This is a genomic window from Qipengyuania qiaonensis, assembly GCF_019711515.1.
GTDB lineage: Bacteria > Pseudomonadota > Alphaproteobacteria > Sphingomonadales > Sphingomonadaceae > Qipengyuania > Qipengyuania qiaonensis.
Genome location: NZ_JAIGNO010000019.1, coordinates 13,223 through 32,880, shown reverse-complemented (window position 1 = coordinate 32,880; position 19,658 = coordinate 13,223). Strand labels below are relative to the sequence as shown.

Sequence of the window (19,658 nt, the reverse complement as noted above, 5' to 3'; positions counted from 1 at the left end):
CTCGCCGTCGCCATGACCATACCCATCGCCTGCTACGCCATCATCGCAGGATTCGGCCTCTTCGCTCGACGACCGGCCTAGAAAAGCGCCCTGGCCGTCAATCCCGGACCGCCTACGGGAAAATAAGTAACCGTTCCCTACTTCACCATTAACCAAGATGCGTCATACAGTTGAACTTCGTGTGAGGGAGTCCGACTGTATGACCCGCCTGACCCGCCTGACCCGCGGCGATCTGCTTGCCATTGCCATCGTCGCTTCGCTGTTCGCCGCTTTGGCGTATCTGGGCATAGCCCTCACTCGCGCGGACGAGCGCATAGCCATGCTCTGGTTGCCCAACGCCGTGGCTGCAGCATGGCTGTTGCGCAGCCGATCGGCAGTCGGTTCGACACTCTCAATTGCTTGCGTAACGGCATGCGCCGTAGCGAACATTGCGGCGAACAGGGCTGTCGGCGATAGCTGGGATATCGCCATCGCGCTTTCTCTGGCCAATGCGGTAGAAATCGTGACGGTCGTCTGGCTAATGCAGAAGAGTTGCGGCCGGTGTCCCGATGTCACCGACATTCGCAGTCACAGATGGCTGCTTGTCTCCGCTTTGGTCGGCGCCGGACTCTCCGCTACAATTGCAGCGCTGGCACTGGTTCCGCACACTACCGTTCCATTCTTCCACAACTGGCAGAGATGGATTCTGGCGGACGGCTTCAGCCTGCTGATCGCCCTCCCGCTCACTCTGATCGGGATCGATGCATGGCGTAAACGCAAGATACCCAGCCGAAGCCAATTGATCGATTGGGCTCTGATGATCGGCTTTGTCGTGGGCGGCAGCGTACTGGTCTTTGCACAATCGCGATATCCGTTTCTTTTCCTCGCGTCTCCCCTCGTCCTCTATGCCGCTTTCAGGACCGGACCTAGCGGAACCGCCATAGCGGTGCTGATCGTGACCACGGTTGCCTCGATTGCCACATCGCTGGGATCGGGACCGATTACGCTGGTACGCGGCACGGCCGAGGACAAGATTTTCGCGTTCCAGATTTTCCTCGCCGTAAATTTCGCGATCGGTCTCCCCGTCGCAGCCATGCTCGAAGGCCGCGCGCGCGATCGCAACGAGATCCGGCGAAGTCGCGACAATAAGCAGGAAATTCTCGACAACGTCCGCGACATCATCTTCCGCACCGATGAACAGGGACGATGGACCTCGCTCAATCCGGCATGGGAAAAGCTTACCGGCTACACCGTTGCGGAATCGCTGGGCTGGCGGACGACCAAACTGCTTCATCCCGAAGATTTCGAGGCGACTGCCGAAGTCTATCCAAAAATAGTCAGCGGCGAATTGCAGGAAGCCACCCTGATACAGCGCTTCATCGATCGGTCGGGTGACTGCCGTCATATCGAGGTCAGCATTCGGCGTCTGGCGGACGATCATGGTCAGTTTGCGGGAACTATCGGCAACATCAGCGATGTGACGGAGCAGACCCGTCAGGCTCACGCGCTGGCGGAGAGCGAGAGGCGTTTCCGCAACCTTGCGGAATCGGCTCCGATCGGCATTTTCCAGGCGGATACCGAAGGGCAGCTTACTTTCATAAATCCGTCCTGGGCTAGCAAGCTGGGCAAGACCGTCGACCAGATGCTCGGCAGAGGATGGATCGACACCTTGGCGTCCCTCGAGCCTATTCTCGACGATCCACCTTTCACAGGTTTCGAACCGGGCATGGTCCGGCGCCGCACACTGGAATTTCGCGCCGCGGATTCTTCCAGTCTGTGGATGGACACCTACAACACGGCCGAATTCGACGAAAACGGCAAGGTGACCGGATATTTCGGAGCGGCCGTCGACATAACCGAGCAAAAGCAGGCACGGGAGCGGCTTGCCGAAAGTGAGAGCCGTTTTCAGGCCCTAGCCAATTTGGCACCGGCGGGCATATTCCGCACCAACGCGCTGGGCCATTGCACCTATGTCAATGCGGCTTGGTTGCGCCTGACCGGGCTGGACGGCGACAATTGGCAGGGCGAGCGATGGGGCCAAGCGCTTCACCCGGATGACCGCGAAAGGGTGATTTCAGTCTGGTCGCACGCAGTCGAGTACCGGGAAGAATGCCGTATGGAGTTTCGCTGGCTACGGCCCGACGGCTCGACAGTATGGGTCGATACGATCGGCCGCCCGGAATACGACCATACCGGACAGGTTGTGGGCTTTATCGGCGTCAATCTCGACGTCACCGAGCATCATGAGGCGATAGCCGCGCTGGCCAGGCGCGATGAGCAACTTTCATTGATCACCGAGAACGTGACGGATGCGGTGCTTCGCCTGGATCTCGATGGAACATGTGTCTATGCCTCCCCTTCAGCCAAGGACCTTTTCGAGCTGCCGGCACCTGCCCTGATCGGCGCAAATCTCATGACCGATTTTCATGAAGAGGACGATGCCAGGGTACGTGCGACCTTTGCCGCACTTGCTCGCGGCGAAAAGGAGAGCGCTCTCATTGCATTCCGCTCCGCCGCACCGACCGATCCGGGCCGTTTCCGCTGGATGGAAGCTAATTGCGCGCCGCTCCACGACCCCAAAAGCGGGCAGCCCGTCGAAATCATCGCCTCGATACGCAACGTCTCGCATACAAAAACGCTCGAAGCGGAACTTCGTGCAGCACGTGCCGAGGCCGAAAATGCCGCCACGGCGAAGTCCGCTTTCCTCGCCAATATGAGCCACGATATCCGTACCCCCATGAACGGGCTGCTCGGATTTGCAGAGCTTCTGAAGGGGACGGAGCTGGACGATAAGCAGGAAGAATATGTCCAGATGATCGCGGAATCCGGCCGCGGTATGATGCAATTGCTCAACGACATCCTCGACCTGTCGAAGATCGAAGCGGGGCTGATGCAAATCTCGCTCGAACCGGTTGACCTGCGGCACAAGCTGACCGGGGTCGTGCGGCTTCTGGAACCGATCGCGCGAGACAAGCACGTCCGCCTCGAGCTGGTGATCGACGACGATATTCCCAAGTGGGTGACGGGCGACCGGCTTCGCTTTCGGCAGATCGCTCTCAACCTCATCGGCAATGCGATCAAGTTCACGGAGCGTGGAAGCGTAACCGTTCGGGCCATGCCAAGCGAATGCGGCAAGAAGCTGGAGTTTTCGGTGACCGACACGGGGATCGGCATTGCCGAGGACGATCTGGACAATATCTTCCAACAGTTCACTCAGGCCGACGGATCCGTTGCTCGGAGGTTCGGAGGCTCCGGGCTGGGACTGTCCATAACAACTCAGCTTGCCCGTTTACTGGGCGGCGAAGTCACCGTGAAAAGCCAGATCGGCAAGGGATCGACCATCATGGTTACCCTTCCTCTCGAAACCTGCGACGCGCCGGGCAAGGAAGCCGACGATGCGGGCGACTGGAAAGAAGATCCCGACATGGAGAACTCGGGCATTCGCCTCCTGATCGCGGAAGACAACGCGATAAACCAGAAACTGATCGCCGCCATGGTACGACAGGCTGGCTATGAAGCGACGATCGTCGAAGACGGCAACATCGCAATCGAGCGTGTAGCGGAAGCCGCTGCAAATGAACGGCAGTTCGATCTGGTTCTGATGGACCTGCAGATGCCGGGTACCGATGGGTTGACCGCGACGCGCATGTTGCGGGAGCAGGGGTACGATCCGGACAGCTTGCCCATCGTAGCACTGACCGCGAATGCCTATCCCGACGACATAGCCCAGTGTCATGCCGCGGGTATGCAGGCGCATATCGCCAAGCCCTTTTCCCTTCGCGACCTCGTCGACAATGTGGAGCGTTTTGCTCGTGCGAGAACGGCAATGCCTTCCGTGGCCTCTGCTGTTCCGACTTTCGATATTTCCGAAAAGCCGTCACTTCAGGCGCGGTATGCGAAGCGCAAAGACGATCTGCGAGCGCTCATCACGACGATAAACAACAGCAATATCGGCGAACGTTGGGAAGAGCTGGCAAGTGCGTTGCACCAGATCGCAGGGGTCGCCGCAATGTTCGGTGAGCCCGAACTGGGTACCTTGGCGGCCGAGATCGAGCACGAGCTTGGCCAGGTTCAGGAGAATGAGGGCCGGCTCGCACTGGTCGAACGCAGCCGCTGGGCTTTGGACAAGGCAGCCTGACCCCGCCTGCGCTTCAGAATACCAGTAGAATCACATCAAACAGGCAGTTGCCCAAATCAAATTAGATAGCGCGTGCTTTGGTGCGCTGATTACCGGCGTCCCGCCGGTGTTGCTCTTCCTGCAGTATCCGGTTGACCGTGGTCACCAGCTGCTGCGGATAGAAGGGCTTACGCATATAGTCGTTCGCACCGGCGTACAGCGCCAGGTCTTCGTCGGTTGTGCTCGTGCGTGCGGTAAGCATAAGCACCGGAATGTCCCATAGATCGCATTCAATGCGCATCTGCTGGACGATCTGCACGCCGGTCATGCCAGGGAGATTGCAATCGAGAATGACCATATCCGGTCGCTTGGCCCGGATAACGGACAAGGCATCTGCCCCGCTCTCCACCACACCAACGGCATGGCCCGCCTGGATCAAAGTATCTCTTACGATCTCGCCAACGAGTTCATCGTCTTCGGCAACGATTATCCGGGACATCAGCCTTCTCCTAACAGCGAGAAACGTTAGAAGAACTTGGTATAGCAGATGCTTACACCATCTAAGGGAAGGTACGTAGGAACGCCTTCACCCAGCGATTGCACATCGCGAGCTTCAGCCTCCTCCGCAGGCTTTCCGCTATTTCGCGGGCAAGAGTCGACCGGACTTGAGCCGGTTTGCGGCCATCTTCGGCTCGTTCTGAATTAAATGGCAGATCCGAAACGTTTCCTTTTCAAGCAGCCGGGAAGAGGCTGTGCCGGACAAGGAGAACGTTCAATGAAATCTACGAATACCCTCGCCCTGATCGCACTCTGCATCGCTGGCGCCGCCAGTGCCGCAACGATGCTCCATGAAGAGCAGATCGCCCGGGCCGAAGAACAGCTCATTCTGACAAGCCCCATCGCCGGTATCGAGAACCATTTGTGGTTCGATTACCGCATCGACGTGACCGAGGCTCAGAAGGAGTTGACCGGCGACCTGCGTCGCGCCAGCGATCTCGAAGACCGGCGCGATGCTTGGGCAGAATACGCCCACGAACTCAAGCACGAGCGTGAGGATTACATCCACGACATGGCAAAGCGCGGTTATCGCCAGGGTAAGGTCTACATCCGCGACTGACCTTCATCGGCTTTCGGGCGACCGTCTCCATACCGGAACGATCGCCAAACCCGGAAGGACCGGTCTCCTCCGCCGGTCCTTCTTTTTTGGCACCAAATTATTGAGCGACTAGATTATTGAGCGACCAGCCAGCCGTTTTCTCGCGCTTGCGCTTCTGCGGCGGCATCGAGAGCCGGACCATCTGCCATCTGCTGCGCCCGCGCGAGTAAGTCGCCCTCGCTCGCACCAGCCATGCGATAGTCTGTTCCAGCCTCGTCCCGCGCCTTGCCCAGAGCCTCGAGCTTCCAGCCTTCGGCGTCACGGCAGGCGATACCGCTGGCTTCCGTGTTGCTGAACGCGCGACAGAAATCGCCCTGATAATTGCGAAAACTGAGCAGGATGCGCGTATCCGCGTCCTGCACTTGCTCTGCGACAAGCCGGGTGTCGAGCACACGAGCGAGCTGCTCATCCGCGTAGCCATCGGGTGTGCCGCTGCGTGGAAGGAACACGGCCAATGCCAAGGACGCTGCCAAGGCGGGGCCGGCAACCCAACCCCAGCGTGGAATAGCGCGGCTTGTTGTGCTGCGCCGTTTCGCAGCGGAAAAATCGACCACCTCTGCCTGTTTGGGAACGAGCAATGCAGCCAGCGCATCGGGAACGGGTTCTTCGGCGATCGGAGCGAAGTGCCCGGAAAGCCGCTCTTTTAGCGCGCGATGCGCTTCGACCTGGCCTTGCAGGTCCGGATCGGCAGCAATCGCTGCGGCGATCTGGCCTTCTTGCTCTACCGAAAGCTCGCCATCCACGAAGGCGGCAATATCCTCTCGCGACACGGTCATGCTTTTTCTCCCAGCAGTTCGAGCAGCGCATCGCGACCGCGCACCAGCCGGGAATTCAGCGTACCGACCGGGCAGCCGACAATCTCGGCCGCTTCCTTGTAGGCATAGCCTTCGACCATCACCAGGAGCACCGCTTCGCGCTGCTCCTCGGGCAGTTTCTGCATGGCCCGGTCCACCATCGACAGCTCGACTGCGGATTCCTGCGCGCCTTCTCCGCCGACCGAAAGGCCGGCATCCTCGGCTGCGAATGTCTCGCGGCGTCTGGTGCTTGCCCTGCCTTCGTCGATCCAGAGATTGCGCATGATCCGATACATCCAACTGTCGAGGCGCGAACCGTCCTGCCATTTGTCACGGTTGGCGAGCGCGCGCTCTATGCTCATCTGGCAGAGATCATCACCATCGGCCGAATTGCCGCAAAGTCCGACTGCAAAACGGCGCAGCCGGGGCAGCATTGCCAGCAGGTCTTGCTCAAACGATGGGTTCAGCGTCTTCTGCCTTCCATGGATTAAACGGATGATCGCGCCCGTTTCATCCATGCTTAATGCGAATTGGAACAAAGAATACAGCCAATGCTCAGAATTTCCCTAATTTCCGCGCTTCTCGCGATACTGAGCGCTCCGTTGGCCGCGCAAGCCGGGTTACCGGGAGTACAAGTCCCACGCATCGGCAACGTGCTCGGAGAGGTGACCGATCTGGCCAACCAAAGCCTCGATCGGGCCGGGCAAACCGCACGGGAACTTGCAAGAGAACGACTGCGGACGATCGACCGGCTGGTACGCCGCAACCGGGATACGATCGCTCTCGATACCCACGGCGAGCCGGCCCGAAAGGGTGAACTGCTGGTGCTCGAGGCCGACAGCGACCAGATCGCTTCTGCGCGGGAGGCGGGATTTTCGGTTATGGAAACTATCGAAGTCGCGGAACTCGGGATGAGCGTAACTCGTCTGCGTGTGCCGGCCGGTGTCGACACTGCCGATGCGGAGCGTCGGCTTGGAGAACTGCTTCCGTCTGCTACAATCTCGGCGGATAATCTGCACTTCCAGGCGGGCAGCGCCGGCGGGGTGCCACTCGCTGTCGCGGCCGCGGGAAGCAAATCGCATGGCGCGGCCGTTGGCATGATCGATGGCGCTCCGGGCTCCTCTGTCCACGTGACGGAAACGCGCGGTTTTGCCCAAGGCGCCCCATACCCGAGCAATCACGGTAGCGCGGTAGCATCGTTACTCGCCACACAGCATGCCGGCACGATCCGCGTTGCGGATGTCTACGGCACCGACAAAGCGGGCGGGAACGCCCTGGCTATCACGCGCGGACTTGCCTGGCTGGTGGGAGCAGGTAGCAAGGTTGTCACGATCAGCCTCGTGGGGCCCAAGAACCCGGTGCTCGAGCGGGCAATTGCCGCCGTGCGCCGGCGCGGCGTTGTGGTGGTTGCGGCTGTGGGCAATGACGGGCCAGCCGCGCCGCCCGCCTATCCTGCGAGCTATGACGGTGTCGTCGCCGTAACAGCCGTCGATGGCAAACATCGCGCACTGATCGAGGCTGGCCGGGCACTGCACCTAGACTATGCTGCGCCGGGGGCGGACATCCGCGGGCTGAATGCCAAGGGCAAGCGCATGGCTCTACGCGGTACATCCTTTGCCACTCCGCTCGTCGCTGCGCGGCTCGCCAATGCTATCGGCGGCGGACGAAACTGGCGCGACGCGCTGGACGGTGAAGCCGAAGACCTTGGCGATAAGGGGATCGACCTCATATACGGTCGCGGCCTGGTTTGCGGTTCCTGCAAGGGCCGCTGAGAAAATTTCCAATCGCCCGGATTAAACGACGAACCCGATCCGTTTTCCTTCCGAAGCAAGCGCAAAACCCCTCCAGACGCTTGTAAGAGGAAAGGAAAAGTCCATGAAGATGTTTCTTTTAGCAGCGGCGGCGACGACCGTTCTCGCCACTTCCCCCGCCCAAGCCCAGTTGCTTTCAGGTTCGGGCCTCGGCCAGGTAACCGGTAGTGTCGGCTCCATGACGCGGGGCACGACCGACACGCTGCGCTCTACTACGCGTGGTACCCTGCGCGGCAATGCCCGTACAAGCGGCAGCCAGAATGTCGACCGTCGCTCGGGCGAAGTCTCTCTCGACCGCACGCTTGAATCCGATATTGCCGCTACGACCGAACAGGTTGTCGCCGCACCGTTCGGTTCGGCCCAAGGTTCGGCCTCGGGCAGCGGAAGCGCCTCAGGCTCGGGCAGCGCCAACGCGCAACTCGTCGGCACTGACACCGTGCGCGGTCTTGCCGGGCAAGGCGCGACCCAAGTCCGTGAAGGAGCTGCAACCGTACGCAACCTCGCTACGTCAACCGTCGATGCGGGACGTGGGAACGCGGCAGATCTCGCTTCGGAGGCACAAAATCTCTCCGCCTCGGGCACTGGCGCGGCTTCGGGCAGTGGTTCTGCAGGGTTTGCCGACGGCATGCTAGCTGCGGCAGGCAGCGGCGCTGCAGCCGGTGACGGTGCCGTGGCGGTTGCTCCCGGTATGCCGGTCCTTTCGCCGCAGGGCGCGCCGGTGGGCGAAGTTCGGCAGATCGTCAGCGACTCCCGCGGTCGGGTTGAGCAGGTCCTGGTAGAATCCCAGGGCCGCCAGTTCGCAGTACCCGCAGGAAATCTCGCTGCCAGCGGTAATGCGCTGGTCATGGCAGAAGGCGAGGCTCGGGAAGAAGCCTCCGCCGAGCCCGCCACCAGCGAATAAGATCGGATCGACCCCGGATGCGACCGGATCGGCATTGCGTCGATCCGGTCGCATCCCAAGTCCAGCGCCCAGCCGTGGCTCGCCACGGCATGTTTTCGCAAACCGTAGCTTCAATCGGACGAAAGCGCATTTCCCAGGCATCGGCTCCGGGACAGTTCGTGTAACCTGCTCTGCGGTTTGATCTATTGCGCGGCTCAAGTTAACTGGATCCATGAACAAGACGCCTTGGCATAGCCGCCTCGCCCTCTCGCTGGCCGTTCTCCTGCCGGTTTACTTCGCCATAGCGGCGCTGGGGACCAAGTTCGGCTTGTGGGGCTGGCAGACCGGACTGCTGTTCCTGACAATCAAGGTTGGGCCGATCCTGCTCGGTACGGTCGCACTTATTGCGCTTGTGTCCCTGGTCGTCTCGCTCATCCGCAAGCCGAAAGCCGGCTGGCTCCTCTCGCTGGTGGCGCTGCTGGTTCCAGTCGGGATATTCGGAACGCTTGCCTATGTCCGCAGCCTCACGGCCGATATTCCGCCGATCCACGACATTGCGACCGATGTCGAAGATCCGCCCGTCTTCTCGCAAGCGACGCTCGACATCCGTTCGGCAGAAGAGGCCAATCCGCTGAACGACTACAGGGTGCCGCTGGGCGAGCTGGAAATGTGGGCGGAAATTGACACGCCACTCGCCGATCAATCGCACGCCCAGGTAATCGGGCAGGCCTACCCCGACCTCGCCTCGCTGCCACTGGGTTCGGCGAGTGAGGCGGAAGCGGTTGCCGCCGTAGTGGCCGCGATGGAAGATCTGGGCTTCGCCGACGTTCGTAGCGGCGAAAGCGCTGACCGTGTTGAAGGCGTCGCAGAAACCTTCTGGTTCGGATTCAAGGACGATGTTGTCGCTCGCATTGACGATCGGCAGATCGACTTCCGCTCGGTTTCGCGCGTCGGGGTGAGCGACCTCGGGGCCAACGCAGCGCGAATATCGAAACTGCGCGATGCGGTGGCGGCACGGCTCAATCGGTAAACTGCATGATCGCCAGCGCGCTGCGCTGGAACACGGTCAGCACGCACAGCGCGGCGTAGCCATACGCAATCGGCACGAAGGATGCCGGGAACAGCGCGAAGGCGATGAATACGGCAATGGTCTCACCACCTTCTGCCAGCCCGGTCGAATAGAAGAACGTCTTCTTGCCATGGGCTGCCGTTTTTTCGCCCCGTTCCGCGGCGATTACTGCGAAGGCAAGGAAGCTGACGCCGGTGAGTACGAAGCTGGCGACCAGCACGAGCGCCGCCTGCGTGTTCGCCGGGTCGAGAAATCCGAAGGCCACCGGGATCGAGACATAGAAGGCGAAGTCCGCGACGATATCGAAATAGCCGCCCAGCAGCGTTGGACCGTTCGCTCGGGCAACCGCACCGTCCAGGCCATCGAGCAAGCGATTGAGCAGGACAAGCACCAGTCCCGCGGCAAGCTGTCCGAAAGCTATGGCGAACGCACCGCCCAGTCCCAGTGCCAGCCCGGCAAAAGTCAGCAGATTCGCAGTAACTCCGACCTTTGAAAGAGCCATACCGATCCGGTTGAGCGGCGGATCGATCAACGGGCGGAGCTTGGCGTCGAACATCTGGTTCTACCCCCCGGATCAGGCCCAGGTTATGAGCCCGATCCAGGCTCCGGTCATCGCAGTTGCCATATTGCCCGCTACCCAGCTACGAATGCCGAGCCCGGCGACCTCGCCGCGTCGTTCAGGGCACAAGGTCCCGATGGTCGAGACGAGCAGACCGATACTCGCGAGATTGGCCACGCCGCACAGCGCGTAGGTCACGATCAGCAGGCTGCGCGGAGCGAGAGTGCCGTCCGGCAGCGCAGCGAGCTCCAGATAAGCAACGTATTCGTTAAGAATTGCCTTGGTCCCCATCAAGCTGCCCGCTGCCTGCGCTTCGCCGAAGGGCACGCCGATCAGCCACATCAAAGGCGCGAAAACCCAGCCGAACACCCGCTTTAGCGTGAGCGGTTCGCCATCGACGAGGGGCAACAGCGCAAGGATCTGGTCGGTGAGCGATACCAGCGCGAAAACCACGATGATCACAGCGATCACGGCCAGGAACAGTTGGACCCCGTCCATGGTCCCCTTGACGATCGCATCGATGCTCGATTCATATTTGAGCCCCGCCTCGCCAAGCGCCGGCTCTGCCTCTTCGTCCGCGCTTGCTTCGCCGGGAACCATCAGTTTTGCGACCAGCAATGCGGCAGGTAGCGAAATGAGCGAGGCGGATATCATATGTCCAACCGCATCGGGGACAGTCTGCGACAGGGTCGTCGCATAAAGGATGAGGATGGCCCCGCTGATCGTCGCCATCGCCAATACCATGACCTGAAACAGATCGGCGCGGCTCATTCTGGCGAAATAGGCTCTTACGACCAGCGGACTTTCCACCACCCCGAGGAACATGTTCGACCCGCCCGACAGACCGACGACACCGCTGACTTTAAGTGTCCGACGCAACAGGTAGGACAAACCGTGTACCAGCCAGCGCAGCACACCCCAATGCCAAAGGAGCGCGGCGAGCGCCGAGAACACGATGACCAGCGGCAGGATCTGAAAGGCGATGACGACCGGTGCCTCGCTGCCCTCCTTCAGCGCGAAAGGCAGCGGCGCGCCGCCCAGATAGCCGAACATGTAAGACGATCCGTCGAGCGTAGCGCGTTCGATGGCGGCAACCGCCCCGTTCGCCAACGTCACGACTTGCCAGACGACGGGCACGCGCACGATGAGGACGGCCAGAAAGCCCTGCAGTGCGAGCGCGCCCATCACCCAACGCCAGGACGGACGACCGGCACGGTTTTCCGACATGCCCCATGCGAGCACTACCAACGCGATTATGCCGGCAAGTCCGCGGAACTGGTCGAATATCTCCACGTATGCCCCCGCTGTCCGGTCAATCCTTCCGCTTGAACAGGCTGTCCAGCGCCAACGTGTCATGTTCGCGAAAGGCGATCAGCGCAAGCGCCGCGCCGGCTACGGTGACCGAGGGGAAGAAGAGCAGGTTTGCATCTTCGGGGTTGGCGAAAAGGTAACGACCGAACGGATCGAGGAAATGGCGCCAGATCGGCAATGCCCCACCGACGAGGATCACCGCCGAACCGATCAGCGAGAAACGGCGGAACAGCCCGATTGCCACGAGAGCCCCAATAACAACTTCCACGCTGGCAAAGGCGAGCTGGAAGGAATTCGCGGCTCCGACGCCGCCATAATACTTCTCCGCCAGATTGGTGCCCACGCCGTCACCGAACAGGCGCAGGCTGCCCCACAGTACCAGCAACATTCCGGTACCGACCCGCATGATGAGAAGGGAGGTTCTAGCAAGCATGTAAATTCTCCGATTGGCCTGGCGGCGCCTATCCGCGGCGCCAGCTGTGATATTTCTCGACAAGGTTGAGCAGCGCCTCGGGCTTGTGGTTCTTTTTCCACTCGCCTGCAGCAAATTTGTTCGCTTCGGCCATGGTCGGATAGGAATGGATCGTTCCGAGTATCTTGTTGAGACCGAGCTTGTGCTTCATCGCCAGCACATACTCGGCCAGTAACTCGCCCGCATGCGCTCCGACGATGGTCGCCCCCAGGATCGTGTCTTTGCCCGGCGGAGTCAGGACCTTGACGAAGCCGCTTGTTTCACTTTCTGCAATGGCGCGGTCGAGTTCGGCCAGCCGGTAGCGCGTCACCTCGTAGGTTACCCCCTGCTGCGTCGCCTCAAGCTCGTTGAGCCCGACGCGCGCGATTTCGGGATCGAGGAAGGTCACAGCCGGAATCACGCGGTAGTCGGCCTTGAAACGCCTGAACTGGCCGAACAGCGCGTTGACGCTGGCGAACCAGGCCTGATGGCTCGCGGTGTGGGTGAACTGGAAAGGGCCTGCGACGTCCCCCGCCGCATAGATGTTGGGGAATTTGGTCGCGAGAAAATCGTCGGTCACTACCGTCTTGCCCGTATCGATACCGATGTCTTCCAGCCCGTAGCCGCTGAGCCGCGCCGCACGACCGACCGCGACTATCAAGGTGTCGAAAGGGACGGTGACTTCTGCACCCTCGTGTTCGGCGACGAGCTGGCCCTGCTCGATCCTGACCACACGATGGTTGGTAAGCACCCGAACGCCGGAGGATTCGAGCGAAGACTGCGCCACCGTCGAAACTTCGACATCCTCGCGCCCCAGGACACGGTCTTGCATCTCGAGCTGCGACACCCGCGATCCCAGTCGAGCCAGCGCCTGCGACAGCTCGCAGCCGATCGGCCCGCCACCGAGCACGGCGACGCGCGCAGGTACTCGGTCCATTTGCGCGAAGGCGTCCCACATCGTGTCGCTGGTGAGATAACCGCTACTCGCCAGCCCATCGATCGGCGGCACGAAAGGCTCGCCGCCCGCCGCGATAACGATGGCGCGCGTGGTGAGGCGTTGGGCGCCACCGTCCTTGCGGGCGATCTCGACCGTCCACGGATCGACAACCTTGGCATACCCTTCGACGACATCGACCCCGAGCCCTTCGTAGCGCTCGATACTATCGTGCGGCTCGATCGCCTTGATCGCCCCCATGACGCGTTCGATCGTGCGGTTGAAAGGCACCTTCGGCTCGGCAGCCTCGAGCCCATAACGATGGGCGTGGCGCATCTGATCGGCCACTCGAGCGGTCTTGATAAGTGCCTTCGACGGCACGCAGCCGGTGTTGAGGCAATCGCCCCCCATCTTGTTCGCCTCGACCAGGGTGACCTTTGCCTTTACCGTCGCCGCGATGAGCGAGGAGACGAGCCCGGCCGAGCCGGCACCGATGACTACCAGATTGCGGTCGAAGCTCTTGGGCTTGTCGAAGCCGGCATAGACCTTGCGTTGTTTGATCCAGGCAATAACCGCCTTGGCGAACCATGGCGCGATACCGAGAAGCGCGAAGGAGACCAGCACGGTCGGCGAGACAATGCCGGCAAGGCTATCGATCTGCGCCAGCTGCGTACCCGCGTTCACATAGACGATCGTGCCCAGCAACATGCCAATCTGGCTGACCCAGGCATAGGTCCAGACCTTGATCCGCGTCAGCCCCATGACAAGGTTGACCACGAAGAACGGGAACAACGGGATCATCCTCAGCGTGAAGAGATAGAAGGTCCCATCGCGCTGCAGCCCCTGGTTTACCGTCTTGAGCCGTTCGCCGAACCTCGCCTCGATGGCGTCTCTGAGCACGTAGCGCGACGCGAGAAAGGCAAGCGTGGCGCCCAGGGTCGACGCGAAGGATACCACGATTGTGCCGATCACCACGCCAAACAGCGCGCCCGCGGCCAGGGTCATCACCGCCGCGCCGGGCAGCGACGCCGCCGTTACCGCCACATAGGCAAGAAAAAACAAGGTGATGACCTGCGCCGGATCGCGCTCGTAATAGCCGCCCACTTCGCCCGCGACCTGCTTGATCCCGTCGACCGTCAGATAATCGCCGAGGCCGAAGAAAAAATACGCCGCGATCAGCGCGGCGAGAGCGAGGATGATAAGGATTTTTTTCATATGTTTCTTCCGTCGGTCCCCTGTACGTCTCGCCTGTCCCAGCGGTTACATCGCTCGCGTCAGCGTGGCGAAAGATGTGGTCCAGCGGAGGTCTGTCCAGCGCTTGAGCCGTCCCGCCCAGCGTCCGTGGGCGGCGAACATGCCGTAGCTTGCGATCGCTTTGCCATCGGCCGTCGATATAAGATAAAGGCTTGCCCTGCGCGGCGTGTAGCTTCGCAAGGCGTGCCTGTCTTTGACCAATCGGCGCAAATTCTCGGCGATGACGGGACCGGCATGTACCGCGTGGACGCCCGAGCGCGCCACACTGCCGTCCTGCCGTGTGGCGACGTCTCCCGCCGCCAGAATATTCGGGTGGGACAGGGATCGTTGATACCGATCGACCGCAATAAAGCCGTCCATGCCAACTGCGATACCGCTGTTGGCCGGCCATTCCGGCGCCCCGGCGCCGAGCGATGCGACAATCAGGTCGACCGGCTCGAGAGATAGTTGGCCGGCAACGAGACTGCTTCCCTCGAAACGCGCATCCTGTTCGATAACGACAACTCCTTGCCGCCGCATTTCGCGCCTAGCCAACGATTTGGCCTTGGACGAAAAACCACTGAGCAGGCCCGATTCACCTGCGACCAGGGTAACCTGCGCTCCCTCGTCCGCAAAGCGGCGGCGCAAGGCAAAGGCGAGTTCGACACCGCCGGCGCCGCCTCCGACAACGGCGATTCGTTTCGCCTTGCCGCGCATCATCTCGACCCGTCGTGACAGACAATTCAGGAAATCGCCAATCGGCCGGACGTCGAGAATACGTGGATCGCGACCAAGGATATCGCGTGCCCGTCCGATACCTCCGGTGTCGACGGAGCAAAATTCGAACGGGATGCTGTGCCCTTGTTCGGTTTCGACGAGCCGCCTTTCCGGATCGATGGCAAGGCAGCGATCGAGCATGAATTCCGCCCCGGCATGCTGAGCCAGCGCGGCCAGATTGATCAGTCCCTCTTCGGCAGTGTATTCGCCCGCCACCGTGCCCGGAAGCATGCCCGAATAGCGTGTATGGCGGTGCGGCGAAACAAGGACCGTGTGCGCATCGGGACCGCCTCGACGCGCCCAGTCTGCCAACACTTCGAGATGCGCGTGCCCGCCTCCCAGAAGCACCAGGTTTCGATTTGTCTTCAGCATTGAAGGCGTGCGCGTCTCGCCATGTCAGCCGACAGCCGTAGTCGGAAGGCGATTGCGACACTAGAGCAGCGTTGTGAGCACATATATCGCGTCATGCCGTCGTTAAGCTATTTGCAGAAGCGCGATATCGACCTTTGCCACAGAGAGACTGTAGACTGGCGCGCCCGGCAGGACTCGAACCTGCAACTCCAAGCTTAGAAGGCTCGTGCTCTATCCAGTTGAACTACGGGCGCGCTCGGGCATCGCCATAACGTGCCTTTCGCGCGGGGCCAATCGGCACTAACCCTCTTTTCATGGAAAACCCGCCATCGGTCCCGCCTGCCGCTTCGCCGCAGTTTCGCTACTACGATCTCGTGATGGCGGCATTCGTCACCATTCTGCTGCTGTCGAACCTGATCGGGGCCTCCAAGCCAAGCTATGTGACGCTGCCCGTTATCGGCGAGTGGTCGTTTGGCGCCGGGGTGTTGTTCTTTCCCGTCAGCTATATCATCGGGGACATTCTGACCGAGGTTTACGGTTACGCAAGGGCGCGTCGCGTGATCTGGACCGGTTTCATGGCCTTGCTGTTCATGGCCTTCATGGCATGGGTGGTGGTGCAATTGCCACCGGCTGCCGGATGGCCCGGGCAAGATGCCTACGAATTCGTGTTCGGCAATAGCTGGCGGATTGTCCTCGCCTCGATGGTCGCCTTCTGGGCCGGTGAGTTTGCGAACAGCTTTGTCCTGGCCAAGATGAAGGTCTGGACCGAGGGCCGCCACCTGTGGATGCGGACGATCGGCTCGACGGTGGTAGGCCAGGGCCTCGACAGCCTGATATTCTACCCGCTCGCCTTTTGGGGCCTTGCCGGGTGGCCGGTCGAGTTGCTGTGGCAGGTCGTGTTGTCGCAATGGGCCATCAAAACCGCGTGGGAAGCACTGCTGACGCCGGTCACCTATGTCGTGGTCGGAACTCTGAAGCGGGAGGAAGGGATCGAACTGTTCGACACGGAGACGAACTTTTCACCCTTTGCTTCGTCACCACGCTGAACAAAGAAGGGGCGGCCGCAAGGCCACCCCTTCCCTCTCCCCCTTTTGGACCGGGTAAGGTCAGAACTTCGCGCCCACCGCGATGCCATAGCGGCGCGGGTCGAGCGTGAAGATGTTGGTGAACAGGCCCGAACTGGCATCGGTGACATATTGACCGGTCACCGAGTTGCTGTCGAAGATATTCTGGACGAAGCCACGAACGAACCAGCGATCGTCGGAACCGTTCAACTGGATCTGCGCGTTCGCCTGAACGAAGGGCTTGATCCGGTTGACGCCGCCGTTGAAGACATTGCCGAACTGCTCTCCCGTGAAAGCCAGGTCGAAACGCGGGACGAGCGACATGCCATCGCCGAATTCGGCGGTGTACTGAACGCCGATCGAGGCCTTGTATTCGGGTGCCTGTGGCAGTCTGTTCCCCCGCAGATTGACTTCGACTCCGGGGCTGAGAACGTCGAGTGCACCCAGCGCAGCGAAAGCTGGATTCGCAGTCTGCGCGTCGAGAACGCTACATATACTAAATGCCCCGTTGGAGGCGATGCCGCCGTCGGCCGGGAAAGGACCGGGGCCTTGCAGCCCCAGGCCGGCATTGACGAGACCAACGAAAGCATTCGCGCCCGCACCGGTCACCGCGCACAGGGCCCCGTTGGTGATGTCCTTGATGATCACCGCATCCGGATCGCCGCCGCCCGGATCCCGCGGGTTGCTGAAGAACTGATCGCCCGCGACCTTCGCATTGAGGTAGCTGACATTCATGTTGATCAGCCAGTTGTAACTCGGCCGCATGATCGTTTCGAGTTCCAGACCCCAGATATCCGCATCGATCGTGTCGTTGACCGATGTTCGCGCGATGATGCGGCTGAGCTGCAAGTCCTTGTACTTGTAATAGAACCCAGTCAGGTTCACCTGCAACGAGCCGTCGAGGAAGGTATTCTTGGAACCGATCTCGAACGCGTCGATCTGCTCCGGATCGAAACTGTCGCTGACTTCGAAGATCGGCTGCAGCGGCGGATTGATACCGCCGGATTTGTATCCCCGCGAATAGGACGCGTAGATGTGGTTATCGGGCGAAAGTTCGTAATCGACCACGAAACGACCCGTTATCTCGTTGAAGCTCACCGACCGTTCCTGGAATGCTTCACAGCCGGGGACCGAACCGATGGCGCCGACCGGAGAGGCCGCGGTACAAGTCGTTGCCGGATCGGCGTCGAAATCGGCACCGAATGGCGTAGCAAACGGATCACCCGACCCGTAGGGCACGAGGAAACTGGCCAGCGTCGAACGCGCACGGATGAACTTGCTGTCATCGTTGTAGCGAAGGCCCGCCGTAAGCTTGAGTCGGTCGGTTACGTCGACATAAGCCTCGCCGAAAATGCCGAAGCTCTCGAGCTTGAAATAATCGGTGTTGTTACGGAAGAAGGACGTGCCGAGATAGCTGGGCGGCAATCCGGCGCCCAACGAGGTGAATGAGCCGAGGACGCCCGCTACGTAATCGATGGCGAATGCGTTCACATAGTAGCTGTTCTCATCGACCGTGGAGTCGGCATAGATACCGCCCAGCAGGAAATTGAAGGGCCCATCGAAGTCGGAAGAGATGATCGCCTCCACCGACCAGGAGTCCTGATCCTGATTGGAGCGGTCGAACTGGGTGCCGTCGGGCGAGCAGAACCTTTGCCCATCGAAGGCCCCGAGATTGTCCAGCCGGGTTTCGGAAACGCACAGATTTCCCGATCCGTCGAATAGCGCATCGACGATGGGCTGGAAGTACCCTCCTGCCCCGGGGATAGCCGCGCCGGCGGCAAATGCTTGCAGTGTCGGGAACGCAATCGCGGCATTGGGAATCTCGCCCACGCCGTTATTGTAGTCCTGGCGGGAATCGACCGAGGTCTCCTGGTATGTGCCCGTCAGCCCCAGTTTGATCGGACCGAAATTGTGCTCGAAATGGGCCTGCAACTGCAACTCGTCGGCGAAGTATTCCGGCGTGAACTGCGTGCTGACCACACGAACGTCAGGCGCTTCGACGAAATTGGCATAGGCATCGGGGCCGTACAGGCTGTTGAGGCCCAACGCGCCCGGTATGCCGTTGATCGCGAGGAACTCCGATGATCCCAACGTGCCGGTAAAGGTGGAGTTCGCATTGGTCTTGTCGAAATCCAGACGGCTGTTGAGACAGCCGAGGACACCCGTCGGGTCGCGCTGGCACAACTGCTTCTGGATGCGCATGCGATTGTCGTCTTCGCGGAAATAATAGCCCATCAGGTCGAGAGTCGTGTCGGGACCGGGCTCCCAGCGGAACGAGCCGCGCACTGCATACATGTCGCGATCGTCGATCCGGCTGCCATCGAAAGTGTTACGCGTGTAGCCATCGCGGTTGAGGTAAAACCCAGCGGCACGGAAGGCCATCGAGTCGCCCAATGGCACATTGAGCATGCCCTTGGCCTTGATGCTGTTGAAGTTGCCGTATTCGAACTCACCGGACGCACGAAAAGCGCCAAGTTCCGGCTTGGCGGTTACAACATTGACCACGCCGGAAGTAGCGTTGCGACCGAAAAGCGTTCCCTGCGGACCACGCAGGACTTCGATCCGTTCAAGGTCGAAATACTCCGTTTCGAAAAGGCGTGTGCCGAACAAGGGGGCCGAATTGAGGTGGATCGCGGTCGCGCTATCGCAGGACACGCCGACGCACAAATCCCCGATCCCGCGAATGGTGAAACTCGATGCGGTGAAGTTCGATTTGGTGAAGGATACGTTGGGCAGCGTCAGCTGAAGATCACTGGCGTTTTCAATCTGTTGCGCTTCGAGAGCCTCTGCATCGAATGCGCTGACCGCGATCGGCACTTCTTGCAGCGACTGATTCTGGCGCTGCGCGGTTACAATGATGACATTACTGGTGAATCGCGGATCTTCGAGATCGTCGTCCGCAACTTCCTGAGCCAATGCCGGAAACGAAATCGCGCTCGCGCAAATGCCCGCGAGCAGGGAAGCCCTTACCCTCATTATCCCTCTCCTCTCCGTGTGGCCGTCTGTCGCGGCCTACGAGATCAAAGCTACCACACATTCGTATGCACGCAAGAGTTTGCGCATTATTGTTGCGCAATGAACCACAAATTTTAGCAAGTATTATCCGATCGCCTCAGCGGCACGCGCAATTGACGCTACGGAACGGGAGACTTTTTGAGATCGCGCCAAATAT

General features: G+C 60.7%; 15 protein-coding genes and 1 tRNA gene. 6 read left to right on the top strand and 10 right to left on the bottom strand.

The features are described 5' to 3' along the window. Positions 1-199: 199 nt before the first annotated feature. Positions 200-4,117: a PAS domain S-box protein gene (locus tag K3174_RS16220; protein ID WP_221560486.1), complete on the top strand. Its 3,918-nt coding sequence runs from the start codon at positions 200-202 to the stop codon at positions 4,115-4,117. 61 nt (positions 4,118-4,178) lie between these two features. On the opposite strand, the gene K3174_RS16215 is transcribed toward K3174_RS16220, so the two are convergent. Continuing rightward, the gene (locus tag K3174_RS16215) at positions 4,179-4,595 is read right to left on the bottom strand and encodes a response regulator transcription factor (protein ID WP_221560485.1); all 417 of its coding nucleotides are present in this window, start codon (positions 4,593-4,595) and stop codon (positions 4,179-4,181) included. Between the two features lie 276 nt (positions 4,596-4,871). On the opposite strand from K3174_RS16215, the gene K3174_RS16210 reads away from it, so the two are divergent. Beyond that, on the top strand, positions 4,872-5,213 hold the full coding sequence (locus K3174_RS16210; protein ID WP_221560484.1) for a hypothetical protein: 342 nt from the start codon (positions 4,872-4,874) through the stop codon (positions 5,211-5,213). 113 nt (positions 5,214-5,326) lie between these two features. Here the strand turns inward: K3174_RS16210 and K3174_RS16205 are convergent, their stop codons facing one another. Further along, positions 5,327-6,028, bottom strand: coding sequence for an anti-sigma factor family protein (locus K3174_RS16205; protein WP_221560483.1), 702 nt, complete (start codon positions 6,026-6,028; stop codon positions 5,327-5,329). Continuing rightward, complete coding sequence (locus tag K3174_RS16200) at positions 6,025-6,564, bottom strand: RNA polymerase sigma factor (protein WP_221560482.1); 540 nt, start codon at positions 6,562-6,564, stop codon at positions 6,025-6,027. Before K3174_RS16200 ends, K3174_RS16205 begins: the two co-directional genes overlap by 4 nt. A 33-nt stretch (positions 6,565-6,597) precedes the next feature. On the opposite strand from K3174_RS16200, the gene K3174_RS16195 reads away from it, so the two are divergent. From K3174_RS16195 to K3174_RS16185, 3 genes are all read left to right on the top strand, one after another. After that, positions 6,598-7,818, top strand: a complete 1,221-nt coding sequence (locus tag K3174_RS16195; protein WP_221560481.1) for a S8 family serine peptidase — start codon at positions 6,598-6,600, stop codon at positions 7,816-7,818. Between the two features lie 103 nt (positions 7,819-7,921). Next, entirely contained in the window at positions 7,922-8,758 is an 837-nt protein-coding gene (locus K3174_RS16190) for a hypothetical protein (protein ID WP_221560480.1), read from the top strand. A 211-nt stretch (positions 8,759-8,969) separates the two neighbouring features. After that, entirely contained in the window at positions 8,970-9,767 is a 798-nt protein-coding gene (locus K3174_RS16185) for a DUF1499 domain-containing protein (protein WP_221560479.1), read from the top strand. On the opposite strand, the gene K3174_RS16180 is transcribed toward K3174_RS16185, so the two are convergent. The 6 genes from K3174_RS16180 to K3174_RS16155 form a co-directional block, all read right to left on the bottom strand. Next, complete coding sequence (locus K3174_RS16180) at positions 9,757-10,362, bottom strand: CDP-alcohol phosphatidyltransferase family protein (protein ID WP_221560478.1); 606 nt, start codon at positions 10,360-10,362, stop codon at positions 9,757-9,759. The two genes, K3174_RS16185 and K3174_RS16180, sit on opposite strands and share 11 nt — an antisense overlap. An 18-nt stretch (positions 10,363-10,380) precedes the next feature. Continuing rightward, positions 10,381-11,658, bottom strand: coding sequence for a NupC/NupG family nucleoside CNT transporter (locus K3174_RS16175; protein WP_221560477.1), 1,278 nt, complete (start codon positions 11,656-11,658; stop codon positions 10,381-10,383). A gap of 19 nt (positions 11,659-11,677) precedes the next feature. Beyond that, positions 11,678-12,109 (bottom strand): hypothetical protein, encoded by a 432-nt coding sequence (locus K3174_RS16170; protein WP_221560476.1) that lies wholly within the window; start codon positions 12,107-12,109, stop codon positions 11,678-11,680. A gap of 28 nt (positions 12,110-12,137) precedes the next feature. Beyond that, positions 12,138-14,276, bottom strand: a complete 2,139-nt coding sequence (locus K3174_RS16165; RefSeq protein WP_221560475.1) for an FAD-dependent oxidoreductase — start codon at positions 14,274-14,276, stop codon at positions 12,138-12,140. A gap of 45 nt (positions 14,277-14,321) precedes the next feature. Beyond that, positions 14,322-15,443 (bottom strand): FAD-dependent oxidoreductase, encoded by a 1,122-nt coding sequence (locus K3174_RS16160; protein WP_221560474.1) that lies wholly within the window; start codon positions 15,441-15,443, stop codon positions 14,322-14,324. 156 nt (positions 15,444-15,599) lie between these two features. Next, positions 15,600-15,676: transfer RNA gene (locus K3174_RS16155), tRNA-Arg, on the bottom strand. A 60-nt stretch (positions 15,677-15,736) separates the two neighbouring features. On the opposite strand from K3174_RS16155, the gene K3174_RS16150 reads away from it, so the two are divergent. Continuing rightward, positions 15,737-16,468 carry a queuosine precursor transporter gene (locus tag K3174_RS16150; protein WP_221560473.1) on the top strand — a complete coding sequence of 244 codons (732 nt, stop codon included), beginning with the start codon at positions 15,737-15,739 and terminating at the stop codon, positions 16,466-16,468. A gap of 60 nt (positions 16,469-16,528) precedes the next feature. On the opposite strand, the gene K3174_RS16145 is transcribed toward K3174_RS16150, so the two are convergent. Further along, positions 16,529-19,462 (bottom strand): TonB-dependent receptor, encoded by a 2,934-nt coding sequence (locus K3174_RS16145; RefSeq protein WP_221560472.1) that lies wholly within the window; start codon positions 19,460-19,462, stop codon positions 16,529-16,531. Between the last annotated feature and the right edge of the window lie 196 nt (positions 19,463-19,658).